The sequence below is a fragment of the Gillisia sp. Hel_I_29 genome, assembly GCF_000744275.1.
Classification (GTDB): Bacteria; Bacteroidota; Bacteroidia; order Flavobacteriales; family Flavobacteriaceae; genus Gillisia.
Genome location: NZ_JQLP01000005.1, coordinates 2,497,673 through 2,512,994 on the forward strand (window position 1 = coordinate 2,497,673; position 15,322 = coordinate 2,512,994).

General features: G+C 33.8%; 11 protein-coding genes. 8 read left to right on the forward strand and 3 right to left on the reverse strand.

The genetic code is table 11. The annotated features are described in order from the left end of the window. Positions 1-667: 667 nt before the first annotated feature. The 3 genes from P163_RS16545 to P163_RS16555 are packed head-to-tail and all read left to right on the forward strand — an operon-like array spanning position 668 to position 7,934. Positions 668-3,664, forward strand: a complete 2,997-nt coding sequence (locus tag P163_RS16545) for a SusC/RagA family TonB-linked outer membrane protein (protein WP_034893817.1) — start codon at positions 668-670, stop codon at positions 3,662-3,664. A gap of 9 nt (positions 3,665-3,673) precedes the next feature. Next, positions 3,674-5,080, forward strand: a complete 1,407-nt coding sequence (locus tag P163_RS16550; protein WP_034893820.1) for a RagB/SusD family nutrient uptake outer membrane protein — start codon at positions 3,674-3,676, stop codon at positions 5,078-5,080. A 10-nt stretch (positions 5,081-5,090) separates the two neighbouring features. Continuing rightward, positions 5,091-7,934, forward strand: coding sequence for a M16 family metallopeptidase (locus tag P163_RS16555; protein WP_197055447.1), 2,844 nt, complete (start codon positions 5,091-5,093; stop codon positions 7,932-7,934). A 72-nt stretch (positions 7,935-8,006) separates the two neighbouring features. Here P163_RS16555 and P163_RS16560 read toward each other — a convergent pair whose 3' ends face one another. The 3 genes from P163_RS16560 to P163_RS16570 form a co-directional block, all read right to left on the reverse strand. Beyond that, a complete protein-coding gene (locus tag P163_RS16560; RefSeq protein ID WP_034893826.1) occupies positions 8,007-8,291 on the reverse strand; it encodes a DUF6520 family protein in 285 nt (94 codons plus the stop codon). A gap of 161 nt (positions 8,292-8,452) precedes the next feature. Further along, positions 8,453-9,370 carry an AraC family transcriptional regulator gene (locus P163_RS16565; RefSeq protein ID WP_034893829.1) on the reverse strand — a complete coding sequence of 306 codons (918 nt, stop codon included), beginning with the start codon at positions 9,368-9,370 and terminating at the stop codon, positions 8,453-8,455. A gap of 19 nt (positions 9,371-9,389) precedes the next feature. Continuing rightward, the gene (locus P163_RS16570) at positions 9,390-9,758 is read right to left on the reverse strand and encodes a hypothetical protein (protein WP_034893831.1); all 369 of its coding nucleotides are present in this window, start codon (positions 9,756-9,758) and stop codon (positions 9,390-9,392) included. A 210-nt stretch (positions 9,759-9,968) separates the two neighbouring features. Between P163_RS16570 and P163_RS16575 the strand changes: the two genes are divergently transcribed. The 5 genes from P163_RS16575 (at position 9,969) to P163_RS16595 (ending at position 15,271) form a co-directional block, all read left to right on the forward strand. After that, the gene (locus P163_RS16575) at positions 9,969-12,377 is read left to right on the forward strand and encodes an aminotransferase class I/II-fold pyridoxal phosphate-dependent enzyme (RefSeq protein WP_034893834.1); all 2,409 of its coding nucleotides are present in this window, start codon (positions 9,969-9,971) and stop codon (positions 12,375-12,377) included. Positions 12,378-12,478: 101 nt separating this feature from the next. Next, on the forward strand, positions 12,479-13,312 hold the full coding sequence (locus tag P163_RS16580; RefSeq protein ID WP_034893838.1) for an RteC domain-containing protein: 834 nt from the start codon (positions 12,479-12,481) through the stop codon (positions 13,310-13,312). 272 nt (positions 13,313-13,584) lie between these two features. Beyond that, entirely contained in the window at positions 13,585-13,866 is a 282-nt protein-coding gene (locus tag P163_RS16585; RefSeq protein WP_034893841.1) for a helix-turn-helix domain-containing protein, read from the forward strand. A 6-nt stretch (positions 13,867-13,872) separates the two neighbouring features. Then, the gene (locus P163_RS16590; protein WP_034893844.1) at positions 13,873-14,625 is read left to right on the forward strand and encodes a hypothetical protein; all 753 of its coding nucleotides are present in this window, start codon (positions 13,873-13,875) and stop codon (positions 14,623-14,625) included. Next, positions 14,609-15,271, forward strand: a complete 663-nt coding sequence (locus P163_RS16595; RefSeq protein WP_034893847.1) for an ATPase — start codon at positions 14,609-14,611, stop codon at positions 15,269-15,271. The genes P163_RS16590 and P163_RS16595 overlap by 17 nt, the downstream gene beginning before the upstream one ends. The last annotated feature ends 51 nt before the right edge of the window (positions 15,272-15,322 follow it).

Sequence of the window (15,322 nt, forward strand, 5' to 3'; positions counted from 1 at the left end):
ATATCTTCACTCAGATTATAATATATTGCGATTCTTTTAATAAAATATTAGAAGCAAGATCGCTTAGAGTCTCGAACAGAAAACTGGTAATTTTTAGCAACGAGATAATAAGTGTGAATGCTCACGACCCGGGCGTGAGCTCACTTATTTGTTGCACGGTATACCAGTACCTCTGTTCAATAAGTTGAGTTTCATGCCCTTTTTGTATTCTGGCAATTCCTCTTCTTATACATTCTAAAGCAGGTGTTTCTTCCGTATTATTTAGAACTCGCATTTAAAGAATTACTACCTAATGTCCAAATTTTAAAGCCAACGAGGCTGCCACTTCTTTTGGAAGTGATTTTAGAACATCTTGTTTAGCGGGAACAAGAAAAAGCGAATAATCCCGTGGGTTACTCTTGCCAAACCCTAATCTTGGCAATAGTAGTTGGGTGGGAAAAGCCTGTATCTTATTATTAGATATTATGGCTTGGGTATACCATTAGACGTAGTAAAAGCAGTAAAATTTTGTATTAGCCAAATCCAAAAAAAAAGTACATGAAAAAAAGAGAAATGAAAATTCCGTTTTAGCGGGTAAAAGCTAAAAGCCTTCCCTTAAGATTGGCGTCGAACAGGGAAGGCCTAAGCTTAAACAAAACAAATGTTTCATTTAACACATTACAATATTATGAAAAATAATTACAGGCGTACCATATGGGTACTGCTATTACTTGTTGCATGCCTATTTTTTGTTTTTACTCAAAATATGCTGGCTGCAAACAATATGGAAAGAAGCTCTCTTAGCTTTCAGCAAGAGGTTTCTGGAAAGGTTACAGATACAGATGGCCTTCCTGTCTCTGGAGTTTTAGTGTCCTTAAAAAACACCACCAGTGGCACACTCACTTCTTTAAACGGAACCTATCACCTTATAGCTCCTGAAGATGGTGTTCTGGTTTTCTCTTTTTTGGGATTTAAAACCGTAGAAATACCTATAAATTATAAAACGGAGATTAACGTTCAATTGGAAGCAATGGTTTCTTCGCTCGAAGAGGTACAAATAAATGCCGGGTACTATAATACCACGAGACGTGAGCGTACAGGAAATATCTCCAGAGTAACAGCTGCAGAGATAGAGTTACAGCCTGTTGTGAGTCCTTTACAAGCACTACAAGGGAGAATGGCCGGAGTAGAAGTTAATGTCGGAGGTGTAAATCCTGGTACTGCATCCATTATTAGAATAAGAGGTGTTAACAGCTTGCGGGAAGAAGGTAATTATCCGCTTTATATTATAGATGGTGTTCCTATAAATTCAACACCTATAGAAACAAATTCTATTATAGGCTTTGCAGGAATGGATCCTCTGAATAATCTAAATATCTCCAATATAGAGAGTATAGAGGTTTTAAAAGATGCAGATGCTACTGCTATATATGGTTCTAGAGGAGCGAATGGGGTAATACTTATTACTACTAAAACAGGAAAAACTCTTGGAACTGGGTTAGAGGCACGAATTTATACCGGGGTAAGCACCATGTCAAACCGCTTAAATTTGATGAATACCAAAGATTACCTCAATGTTAGAAGAAAAGCTTTTGAAAATGATGGTGAAGAACCAGATGAGTACAATGCATATGATTTAGTCTTATGGGATCAAGATAGGTACACAGATTGGCAGGATTTACTCTTTGGTGGTACTGCTAAAACTACCAGTGCAAATCTCGTATTTTCCGGAGGTAGTGAAAATACTTCCTTTAGAGTGGGCGGATCTTATTTTACACAGGGAACAGTGTATCCAGGAGATTATAATTATCACAAGATCACCGGAGACATGAATATTAATCATGGTTCCAAGGATAACAAATTCAATATAAATCTTTCATTGAATTATGGGATAGATTTTAATAGACTAGTTGGAAACGTTAGTTTAAATGAGGCTGCTTTAATCTTACCTCCAAATGCACCAGCTATTTTTAATACAGATGGCAGCTTGAATTGGGAAGAATGGGGAGCAGCAAATCTTGATAATCCTTATAAAGGTTTTTTTAATACAACTAATACAGAATCAACCAACCTCATTTCCAATTTAGGAGTGTCTTATCAAATATTTTCTGGTTTAAAATTTAAGACCACACTAGGCTATACAAATTATAACAGTGAAGAATTATTCAAGCTCCCAGGCAGATCTTATAATCCGGGCGATAATGTTACGAATCAATCCACCCATTTAAGTTCAAATAGAAACTCCTGGATTATAGAGCCACAATTTATCTATGAGACTAAATTAAATAAACTACATATAGATGCTCTAATTGGAGCAACATTACAGGAAAATAAGCAATTCCAACAACAGTTTCAAGCAGTAGGATACGCTTCAGAATCTTTAATAGGCAACATTGCCGCTGCTAAAAATATTATTAATGCCAATAGAACTGAAGCAGAATATCGTTATAGTGCGCTTTTCTCCCGCCTGGGTGTTAATTGGGACCGGAAATATTATATCAATCTCACCGGTAGGAGGGATGGGTCCTCTAGATTTGGTCCCAATAACAGATTTGCAAACTTTGGCGCTGTTGGCGCTGCATGGATCTTTTCTGAAGAACCTTGGATAGAAAAATTAGAACCATTTTTGTCTTTTGGTAAATTTAGAGGAAGTTATGGTACAACAGGGAATGATCAAATAGGCGATTATGGTTTCTTAGATGCCTATGAAGCAACGGTAGGACCCGGTGGATTATATCCCACAGCTTTAGCAAACCCAGATTATTCTTGGGAAATTAATAAAAAGTTGGAAGTCGGAATTGAATTGGGCTTTATTGATGATAAAATTAGGCTCAGCCTAAGCAGATACAGAAATCGCTCCTCCAATCAACTTGTGGGATATTCTCTTCCGTATACTACTGGATTTAATTCGGTACAGGCAAATTTGAATGCTACCGTTCAAAATTCTGGTTGGGAGCTGGAAGCTACTAGCTTTAATATTAATACGGATGATTTTAAATGGCAAACTTCATTCAATATAAGTTTTCCTAAGAACGAATTATTAAGCTATCCCAATATTGAACAATCTTCGTATGCGAATACCTATAGAGTTGGCCATCCTCTCAATATCTCTTTACTATACGAATATACTGGTCTGGACCCGGAAAAAGGGTTTTATACTGTTCGTGATGTTAATGAAGATGGAAGTTTTGATTATCAAGATAGAATTATCATCCAAGATCAAAACAAGGAATTTTATGGAGGAATCAATAATACCTTTTCCTATAATAACATTTCCCTACAGTATTTGTTTGAGTTTGTAAAGCAAGAGGGAAGAATAGACCTATTTGATGCTGGCTCCCCATATAATCTCTTTGAGAGAGATTTAACCATTCCAGAAGAGGAAGATGGTTTTCAAACTATATCACAATCATATGATGCTTATGAGGGCTTTAGCTATGTGTTGGATACTAATTTCCCAAAAAGAGATGCCTCTTTTGTGAGGTTAAAAACTTTGTCTATCAGCTATAGTCTTCCACAAAAGCTTACAAAAGAGGTAAAACTTAAGGAGGGTAAGATCTTCTTGCAAGGTCAAAACCTTCTAACCTTGACACCATACCAAGGATTAGATCCAGACTTACCAAATTCTACTTCAGGATTTAGAAACTTAAGAACCATTAGTGCCGGACTTCAGATTAATCTATAACTAAAAGATATGAAACTTAATATAATACAGAGAATAGGAATGATCATATTCCTAGCTGCCAGCTTAATTTCTTGTGAAGATTTTGTAGAGGTGGAAACTCCTAATGATAAACTAATAAGAACTCAAGTCTTTGAGGATGATGCCACTGCTAAAAGTGCCATGGTTGGGATTTACAATCAATTACGTTCAGCAGCTTTTTCTAATGGATCGAGAAGTAGTGTTACCCTATTATCTGGCTTATCTGCAGATAATATTAGGAATATCAATACTACCAATTTTACCAGAATGGAATTTGAGCAGAATGAATTGCTGCCAAATAATCCTAATAACTTAGATATATGGTCTAGCGCATATAATATGATTTATATGACTAATTCTTTATTAGAAGGTTTAGTTGATGCAGATAAAATTAGTGATGAACTAAGGACACATATGGAAGGGGAAGCACGATTTATAAGAGCCTTTACCTATTTCTATTTAGTGAATTTGTATGGGGATGTTCCCTTAGTCTTAACTACAGATTATAGTGAGAATGAATTAGTATCCCGCAATACTGAGACTGAGGTTTATGAGCAGGTTCTATATGACCTTAATGAATCTACTAATTTATTAAGTACTGATTATTACAATGGCGAACGTACCATTGTAAATAAGTATGCAGCAACAGCCTTACTAGCTAGGGTTTATTTGTATTTGGAAGATTATGAGAAAGCGGAAGAACTTAGTAGCACAGTAATTCTTGCAAATTCTACCTATGAAATCTTGGATAATCTTGATGATGTCTTTTTAGCCAACAGCAAAGAGGCAATATGGCAAATATCACCAATTGGTTCTGGTGGTCAAGTAAGTCATACCAACGAAGGGAATCTTTTTATAATTGACCCAATATTTTCCTTTTTGGCAAGTATTCAATTACAAGATGAGTTTGTGAAAAGTTTCAACGATCAAGATAGGCGATTCACTGATTGGATTGGATATCACCCTGGAAAGGATGCTTTTTTTGCTTATAAATATAAAATAAGAAATAGCAACGAGTTTCCAATTAAAGAATATTCCATGGTGCTTCGCTTGGCAGAGCAATATTTAATTCGAGCAGAAGCACGAGCAAAACAGGGAATGATATCAGAAGCTATTGAAGATATTGATATTATAAGAGGTAGGGCTGGATTAGATCTTCTCGCGGACATAAATCCAACAATTACCCATGAGCAATTATTGAATGAAATTTTAGAAGAGCGAAGAAAGGAATTATTTGCAGAGTGGGGACATCGTTGGCTGGACTTGAAAAGAACAGGTAAGGCAGGTGAAGTTCTAGGTGAGAATAATCCATTGTGGGAAAATACAGATGTGCTATATCCAATTCCTAGTGAGGAGCGAATGAAGAATCCAAATTTAAGTCAAAATAATGGTTATTAAATTATCGAAAATGTCTTGGGATAAAAAAAGAATGCTTTTAATTATCTCACTTTTATTTACCGTGAGTGTGGTTGAAAGTCAGGAGAAGCAACATAAAGATAAATCCAATTTATTAGACAGTTCCGTTAGGTATGGGCAATTAAATAATGGATTAACATATTACCTTCAAAAAAATGATTCACTTGAAAAAAATATTGAATTTCGGTTTGTTGTGAAAGTTGGTATCAATCAAAAAGATATCGCTCAAGTAGAATATGCTCACCTATTAGAACATTTGGGATATTTGGCTACTAAGCATTTTCCTGATAAGATGAGTTATTATAACAAGCCGGGAATGTATAGCCATGCTTATACAGGATTTGACAATACAATTTATATCACCAGTATATCTTCTAAAAAAAAAGAGTCTATAAATGAGGTTCTGAAATCATTTCAGGACATAACAAATAATATAATTTTAGACAAGAAATCTATTGATGTTCAAAGAGAAGCTATATTAGGGGAGATTAGAACAATTAATCCATATCGAGATTGGTTAAATGCCACTATCCAGAAAAATTTATTAAGTAATACAGGATATAAATATATAGATAAGAAAGAGTCTAAAAAAAGTGTGGAAGATTTTGATTACAATGGTTTTTTAAACTTCTACAAAAATTGGTATACACCAGACCTCGAAGCTATCATAGTAGTTGGTGATATCAATTTAGATAGTATAGAGAAGCAAATTCATGAATATTATTCCATTCTGGAGCGTCGAACCAAAAATAAGAATTTTGAGATAGGAAATTATTCTTCTAAAGTCAATTTAACAGGTCATAATCGGGTATTAACTATCATAGACATTATAACCCCCACATTGCAATTTAAGATCTTTTCTAAAAAGATGAATGAGGCTTTAAATCCAAAAAACAGAGATGACTTTAAACATATGATATTGCAGAAATTATATCAACATTTAGTTAGTTTGAACGCCGACATGTTTGAAGATAGTTTCCATCCATCATTTTCGGACTTCTCGAGCCATTATGATAATGATGAATTGGCAGGGAGCCAATTACAGGTTACCACAATGGGTGTTGATATCGATACAGATAATGAAAAGCAGCTACTGGGAGTAATCCGAAAAGCTTTAGTTGCATGGAAACAAATCCATTCTGGAATTACAGATTTAGAATTTCAAAAAGCAAAAAAAGAATTGTTGAAGAATTTAACCAATGATAACTCCTCTAGTTCTGTTTCTCTAGCTAACAGATATCATAATCATTTTGTGAAGGGGAGTTATGCTATGGATCCAGATGAAGAACTATTGATGCTCACAGAAATTTTAAAGAAAATAGATCTGCAAGAAATCCAGGCTTATGTTCATAAAGCAGGCGATCTTAGTGAGAATACTGATTTTGTTTTTCTAAAAAATGAAGTTCAAAAAGTGCCCGAATATGCTCAAATTAAAAATTGTATTGATGAAGTTCAAAGTAAAAATTTTCCCCCTATTAAATCACAAAAGGATCCGATAAAATCATTGCCTAAGGTAGCTTGCAATTCAAATTCGAATGTATTCAATTTAGAACGGTTAGCCCCTAATATCATTGGGGTCTCAACTATCACTCTTAAAAATGGGATCAAATTAATATTAAAGCCACTTAAGCCTAGTTCTAATAATTATAATAGAAAATTACAATTGATGGGGTATAGGGAAAATAATAATGCTCTTAGAGTAAAAAATGAATATTTAAAGGCAAGCCTGATTCCAGATTTAATTAACTTTATGGGCGCAGGCGACTATTCAAAATTTGAGATTGAAGAATTTAAGAGAGCTCATGATATTAAATTGAATTTTGAATTCAATAAAGATATGCAATCCATCTATGGAGAATCTAAAGTAAGTGAAATAGAAGAATTATTGAATCTTATTAATTTATATGCTTCCCAACCGAGAAAGGACAATGATGGATTTGTAGCTTGGAAAAAATATAAAAAACAGGAGCTGCAAGGTAAATTAACGCGAGGGTCATCAGACTTTTATTTAGATGAAATATATGCTTTACGCTATCCGGAAATTCCTCAACTTGGAAGCGAAGAAGTTGAAGATCTCACACTTAATAAGATATTTCGTGCTTATGATAAATGGTTCACAGGTTTTGAGGGTTATACCTTTATAGTAACTGGAGATTTTGAGATTAAAGAAATTGTTAGCCGATTGACAAATTCTTTATCATGTTTTCCCATAGAAAACAGTTCAAAAACAGATATCCAAGATATTACGAAATTTCCTCTTGAAAGAATGGAAGAAACCATTTTTCTTAAGAATATTGATCAGGCTATGGTAACCCTTTCGTTCCCTTTTAAGGTAGAGAACACTACTAAAAATATGATTTTGCTCAAGCATATAGAAAAAGCTTTAAATGAGAAGATATGGACACGACTTAGAGATGGGTGTTTCTCTCCTAGAGCTTATGGCAAATGGGAAGAAATAAGGAATGGTATCTATACTTTTAACGTAAGTTTTGATAGTGCCATTGGAAATCAACAGAATATGATAGAAATGGCATTAGAGACATTCAATGACTTAAAAAAAGAAGGTGTCACCTCAGATTGGTTAAAAAACAATATTAATATTGAAGCAGATTCTTATGATAGAAAATTAGAATATTTTGGACTTTTTAATAAGTGGCCAAACTACTTACAGACAAAACTTAGCAGTGGAGAAAATATTGCTCCTGAAATACTGCAATACAAAACGTTATTGGAGCATTTTGTAAGTATTGATGAATTGAATGTTGCGCTTCAAAAATATCTAAATGATGATTTTTTACAAAAATTTATAATACTTCCTGAACAACATAAAATTTAAAGAGGAAATAAGATATTTCGGTTAGAATTTAAAAAGCCCATCGCAGTTTGCGATGGGCTTTAATAATTAAACTTACAGATTTATAACGGTAGGTTTGGGTGTATTACTTTTTTTAAGCGTATTTACATCCATCTCATCGTATACATCGTAAATTGGTCCACCTTCACCAAATTGTACTCGACAAGTACTTTTCCCTGGCGTACAATTCTGCTCTTGAATCCCTTGCCAAGAGCCGTTAATTAATACGTAATCCTGCGCTTGAGTTGTAGGCTCAGTTTTCAAATCTACATTGGCAAAGCCCATACTAATGGCAAAAATAATTGCCAACATCGGTAATATTAATTTTTTAATTTTCATGATAATAAAGTTTTAAAAGTTAAAAATTTGCCTATTAGTTCGGTTAGGCTGTACCCTCATTATCGCGCAATAATGTTTCATTTAATATTATAAAGTTCCGTATTTAAGAGCTTGATCATTTGTCTTAAATGTTTTAATATTAGCCTAAGAAGCTATTTTATTTAGGATTTTCTAATTTGAGAGGGAGTGACACCATATTCTTTTTTAAAAGATCTGGAGAAATGAGAAAAGCTTTTGAAACCACAATCTTCTGCAATTTCATTGATAGGAATTTTATCCTGTATAAGTAAATAATAAGCCTTTTCAAGGCGTTTGCGTAAATGGAAAGCATATATGGTTTCGCCATAAACACGTTTAAAAATGGTTTTTATTTTGCTTACACTTCCCCCAACTTCTATTGAGATAATTGGTAATTTTTTTAATTTTCTATCCAGCCTTATCATGATATATTTATGAAGTTTTCTTATTAATACCCTTTGATCATGCAGAAGTAAACTTCTGTATTCACTGGGGTAATTAATTGCGCCTAACTTATTTGCTCTAATAGAGTTCTTTAATTTTTCGTTATAATAAACTGCTTTAAAAACGGAAAGAGTATAGCTTTTTTCTCCATTAGAAATTATAGGATGCATATAGCCATGGCCTAACCAGAAAAAACCGTTGAGATGTGTAAACTCTATCTTAAAAGGAAGATTTCTTTCAAAAGAACTTTTTAATAATTCATCTAACTGATCTGGTAATATTGTATTCTCACTTGCAAATAACTTTATAGGTTTATTTAGCAATTCATCTTTAGAGTATTTAAGAATTTCACCTACGTTGTGGGAATACGAAGTTATATGGAAATTTCTATCAAGATTAAATATTATATTTTCAACTACCTCCTTACTTTGTTCATTATTAATTTGGTGAACGGAGGCATCTATCTCCTCTAACATAGTATTAAGAGATAAAACTATTTGTTCAAGTTCATCTTTAGTATTTCTTAAAGGGAGGGTATAAGTATAATTACCTAAAGTTATTTCTGTTATAAAATCAAGGATTTCCTTGACCCTTTGCTGAGAATTTGCGGTATACATAATAATACTATTTCGATGATTATTTATAATCAAAAAGGAATGAAAGTGCTTTGGGAACTGATGTGAACTCTCTGGTGGGAACAGATGGATTACTGATGTTTATAAAAGCCTTAGTAAGGGTACCTAGATATTCCCTTTCAATAACAAGAGCAATTGCTAGGGCGCTATAACAACCCTTTTCGGCAAGAAATTCCCTAGATGCTTTATTAGCTGTTTTTAAATGTCTTACATCACATAGAATAGGATAAGAAATCCCATTTTGGAATCGAAGCCTATCTTTTACGATTGCTTTAGCAACAGTTAAATCAATAATTGTATTCGGTTTATAAACAAAATGAAGAATACCTTCATCGATCCAAAAGTGCGCATAATCTTCACCTTTAATCATTTGGAGCCCTATTTATATCCTAATTTAAAGAAAATATTATTATTAATATTATGTAAGAATATAGAGACATATCATTAATACCTATCAAAACATAGATATTAATGGCATTTGCCTTTAAAGAACAATATTTGCCTCATAAGTCATTTTATTTTATAAAACGTTGAATACTAAATTCTTTGATTAGTTTCATAGTTGTAAAAATTTAAGGCGATGGCAAAAATTAAGCACAATAATCTTCTGGATACTGTAATTTCGGTGATGACAAATGCAAAAGAATCTGGAGTATTGCATTTATATGCTGAAGGTGAAAAATTTGATGGTAGACAGATTCAGATAAATGGGAAAAAACTTTTTCATTTTGGTACTACAGGCTATCTAGGTTTAGAACAGGATTATCGACTAAAGCAAGGAGCCATAAATGCCATTAAGGCATATGGATCTCAATTTCCACTTTCCAAATCTTATGTTTCTCAACCCTTATATGCAGAATTGGAATCTCTTTTATATGATATTTATAAGAGTCCAGTTATAATTACCAAGAACAGTACACTTGGTCATTTAGGAGTAATCCCTTCGGTTGTGGATGATAGCGATGGAGTGATTTTAGATCATCAGGTACATTGGAGTGTTCAAAGTGCGGTAAATCCGTTAAAGTTACGTTCGGTTCCAGTAGAAATGATTCGGCACAATAATCTGGAAATGTTAGAGGACAAAATAAGAAAACTTCAATCTAAATGTGATAAGATTTGGTATATGGCTGATGGTATGTATTCGATGTATGGTGATTATGCGCCTATTCAAGAATTGATGCAACTATCTAAAAAATATTCACAACTTTATATTTATTTTGATGATGTGCATGGCATGAGTTGGAAAGGTAACAACGGTAGCGGATATGTGATGAGTATTTTAAAAAAGCTACCCGATCGGATGATACTTTTTGGAACGCTTGGCAAAACATTTGGTGCTGGCGGTGCCGTCATGGTGTGCAACGATAAAAAAATACATCAAAGAATCAAAATTTTTGGAGGACCCCTAACATTTTCTGTGCAATTAGAACCCGCCACCGTTGGGGCAGCTATTGCATCTGCAAAGATCCATTTAAGTGAAGAAATATATAAAATGCAGGACGAGCTTTGCGATCGAATTTCCTATTTCAATCAATGTTTACAGAAAACCAATCTACCTTTAATAATAGAAAATGATTCGCCAATATTTTATATTGGAGCGGGTATGCCAGAGACAGGATTTAATTTGGTGAACAGACTTATTGAAGTTGGATTTTATGCGAATTTAGGTATGTTTCCTGCTGTTCCCGTAAAAAATACAGGTCTAAGAATTACAATATCCAGACATAATCAAAAACAAGAAATTAAAGAACTAGTAGAAGCACTTGAATATCATTTTCCAAAAGCACTTGAAGAAACACATACAAATCTTGACCGTGTGAATTTCGCATTTGGTAGAGGAAATAACAAAATGACCTCACTCTCACAGTCCAGATCAAACTTAACCTTAGAAACCTTTAATACAATAAAACAAATTGATCCTAAACTATGGAATAAAACTGTGGGAGGTAATAGTTTTTATGACTGGAATGGTCTTAAGGCTTTGGAAGAAATTTTTAGAGATAATAGCGCTCCCGAAAACAATTATCAATTCTATTATTATGTAGTAAAAAATGATAAACAAGAGTGCGTTTTAGCTACTTTTTTTTCTTATGGATTATGGAAAGAGGACATGCTTGCGCCAGAGTCTGTTTCAGTTAGTTTAGAAAAGGCGAGGGAAAGTGAGCCTTATTATCATACAAGTTATTGCCTTAGTATGGGTTCTATTATCACCGAGGGTGAACATTTATATTTATGCCAAAACAAATCTAATTGGAAAGAAGCCTTCAACCTATTACTAGAGCAAATAGAAATTTTAGAAAAAGAATTGAAACCTCAGTATGTGATCCTACGGGATTTTAATCCAAGGGATAAAGCCATAAAAACTTTTCTACATAACAAAGGGTTCGTTCAGGTTGCTATGCCCGAAGCAGCTGTTTATGATCAATTCAAATGGAATGACGAGCCTTCCTACATTGAAACACTAAGTAAAAGCTCCAGAAAACATTTCAGGAAAGATATTGAAGCTTTTAAAGATAAGTTTAAAATCCAGATCTTGGATAAATTAACAGATAATGAATTAGAAAATAGTTTTGAACTTTATCAACAGGTAAAGAAGAATAATCTAGGACTCAACACATTTAGTTACCCTCTTTCGCTATTTAACCACATTAATTTATCTCCACAATGGGAATACATACTTTTATATTTAAAGGAAGAAAAAATGCTTCAAGTCGGAGTAATGTTTTGTTATAAAAATTCCAGTAATATTTACACTCCTGCAATTATAGGAATGGATTATGAATTCTCCAGAGAATATAATGTTTATAGACAGCTGTTGTTCCAGACCATATTACGAGCAAATGAGTTACGCCATAAGAGAATAGATTTTGGTCTAACCGCTGGTTTTGAAAAACACAAAGTAGGCGCCAAGGTTTTGGAAAAATGTGCCTACATACAAACGAAGGATAACTTTGCTTTGGAAGCCTTAGACTGGTTAAGAAAAGATTAATACTCCCCCTATGAAGTATAGTTTTTAATGTATACCCTTAAGAAAACCAATTGAAAATAGCGCAACAACGGTATTATTTATTTTCCTTAAATACTAATCTCATGTTCGAGAAAGCAATGTTTATGTTTACGGATCAAATAAACCAGATCATCAACTCGGAAAGCTCATCACTTGAAAAGGCCGAATTGGGAATCCGGCTTTGTAATAGTACCCTATCTGAACTTCAACATATGGTAGAAAAGGAGGATTTTGAAGATTCGGCTTCTGAAATTAACTTCTTTAGAAACATCAAATCATTACCTATGAGCTATTTAATTTACTTTAGCGAAGTAAGGAACTGTGAACATAGTATACCCAAGGCAGGAAGTTGCCCAAAAGTTAGGTTTCTGGAAAAGGAAGTAAAAAAAATTAATAAATTTTTTTCTCAAAATAAAGATTTCGTGAATTATATGGAGCAATCCCATAATTATATGGATCCACAATTCTTCACTAGAAACAACCTCGATAATTTCCCATTTGCACCGACCATAAATTATTATCAATATCCTGAATTCTCCACCTCACACGATATGCTTTGGGCAATGGTTCAGGCTATGTATAAATTTATCCATTATATCCGTGATAAACTTCACAAATTACAACCCGATAATAAAGTTCTTTATGCAGAAAAGCAGCCTAAATTACTGTTATGGTCAGGATCTAAAACAGCGCTAGTAGAACTTATTTATTCCTTGTACGCCGATGGAGCTTTAAATCATGGGAATGTAGAAATAAGTACTATTATTTCATCTTTTGAAGACTTTTTCAATACTAAATTAGACCAAGGATATAAGACCTATTCTGAAATTAAGGCTAGGAAAGGTGACAGAACAAAATATTTGAACCAATTAATTTTAAAGTTGGAAAATAAGATGAGACGTGATGATGCAAAATAGTTTTCGAATCAAATTGTAATTACGTTTTTAAGTCTTCCGGTGATTTTTTGTGCTTAATAGCTCCCAAAAAGCTTTAATTCTATTTTTGAAACCCTCAAAGTAATCCAAATAGCTTCAATTACTATAACTGTTAAATTTTGTCGTAACTCCGATACTCATTGGGATAAAACAACATCAAACTGATTCAAATTTGTAAAACGAAAGTCATATTAACCTAATCCCGTTGTTTTAAAATTTATAATCCGCAGCGGGGTTTTTAAAACCGTTTTACAATGCCAACATCAATTATTACTACCGACGATCTACGAGACTTCAAACTTGAACTACTCGAAGACATTAAAAAACTTATTACTAAACGAGCTTCAGTAAATTTAAAGCGCTATCTGAAATCCACCGAAGTTATGGAGGTACTTCAATTGAGCCCCGGCACTTTACAAAATCTAAGAATCAATGGTACACTTCCTTATTCGAAAATAGGTGGTATTATTTATTATGATTCTGAAGAGATTGATAAGCTAATGGCTGAAAATCGTATTGATAACAAGTTTGATTAATTAGCGATGAATTATATTAAGCTACTGAATGCGGCTTTTGAAAAATTCTATTTTGATGATCGTTTAAATCCTACGCATATCAGTCTGTATATGGCGCTGTTCCAGGAATGGAACAGTAGCCGTTTTGCAGATGAATTTTACGTGAACCGCAGGGATTTAATGATCGCCTCAAAAATAGGTTCAAAATCCACTTACCACAGATGTATAACTGAATTGCATTCCTGGGATTATCTATTCTATTTCCCTTCAAATAATCCCTACAAAGGAAGTAAAATCAAGATGGTCATTATTGGGATAAGTGAAGAACCGGATATGGGACAGTACGATCCCATTTTAGAACAGCTTGCGGAACAGTACCATCCCAGAAATGAACACGTAATGGGACAGCACCGTCCCATAACTAGACAAGCTGTGGACTCTTACCGTCCCACTGGTGGACAAGCATTGGTATCTACTATAAACAATATCAAACAAGTAAATAATATAAAACAGCCAAAGGGCAGGCAGGCCGTTATTAATTTTTTTATTGAAAAAAGTTTTAATGCTGATGAAGGAAAAAAATTCTTTGAGCATTATGAAATTCGGAATTGGAAAACCAGCGATGGAAAAGAAATCCGAGATTGGCGTGCTTTGGCAATAAACTGGATGGATAGAACCGAATTATTAGCCGATGAAATATTACCAAATAAAAAACAAGCGTCCCACATCAAGGACAACTTGCGAACTACTAAAAACAAAGACTATGGACAACCCCTCTAAAATTACCGAAGGTAGCGTGGAATATTCGCTGGGGAAGTTTGACGGTAAATCTGTGCTGTACGACTTTCCTAAAATCTTAGTTTATTTGAATGCCAAAGGGAAACTACTTTTTGGAGAAAAATTTAAAATTCATAGAAAGGATAAGGCTATCTTAATACAACTCATCTCGTACTTCATCAAGGATAAGGAGAATTGTAAAAAATTTGGTATCGATATAGAGAAAGGGATTTTACTTTCAGGGCCCGTAGGATGTGGTAAAACCAGTTTAATGAAATTACTGCGATACATTGTACCTTTGCAACGGCCTTATGAAATGATCCCCTGCCGAAATGTGACCTTCAGTTTTAATCATCTTGGTTTTAAAACTATTGAGGAATACGGAAATAGCAAAATTTTCTGTTTTGACGATCTGGGCGTAGAACCTTTTGGTAGATTTTATGGAAAAGACTTGAACGTTATGGGAGAAGTTCTTCTGTCACGATATGAGCTTTATCTTGAAACGAAGCATAATATAAAAACCCATGCGACCACTAATCTTGGTGCTGATGAGTTGGAAGAGCGGTATGGTCATCGAGTTCGTAGCAGAATGCGGGAGTTGTTTAATTTGATTGCTTTTGATAAGGAGGCTAGGGATAAAAGGAAATAATCTTAAAATAATTTAAACAACTACGGAAATCCGTAAGAAACAATGTTAAAA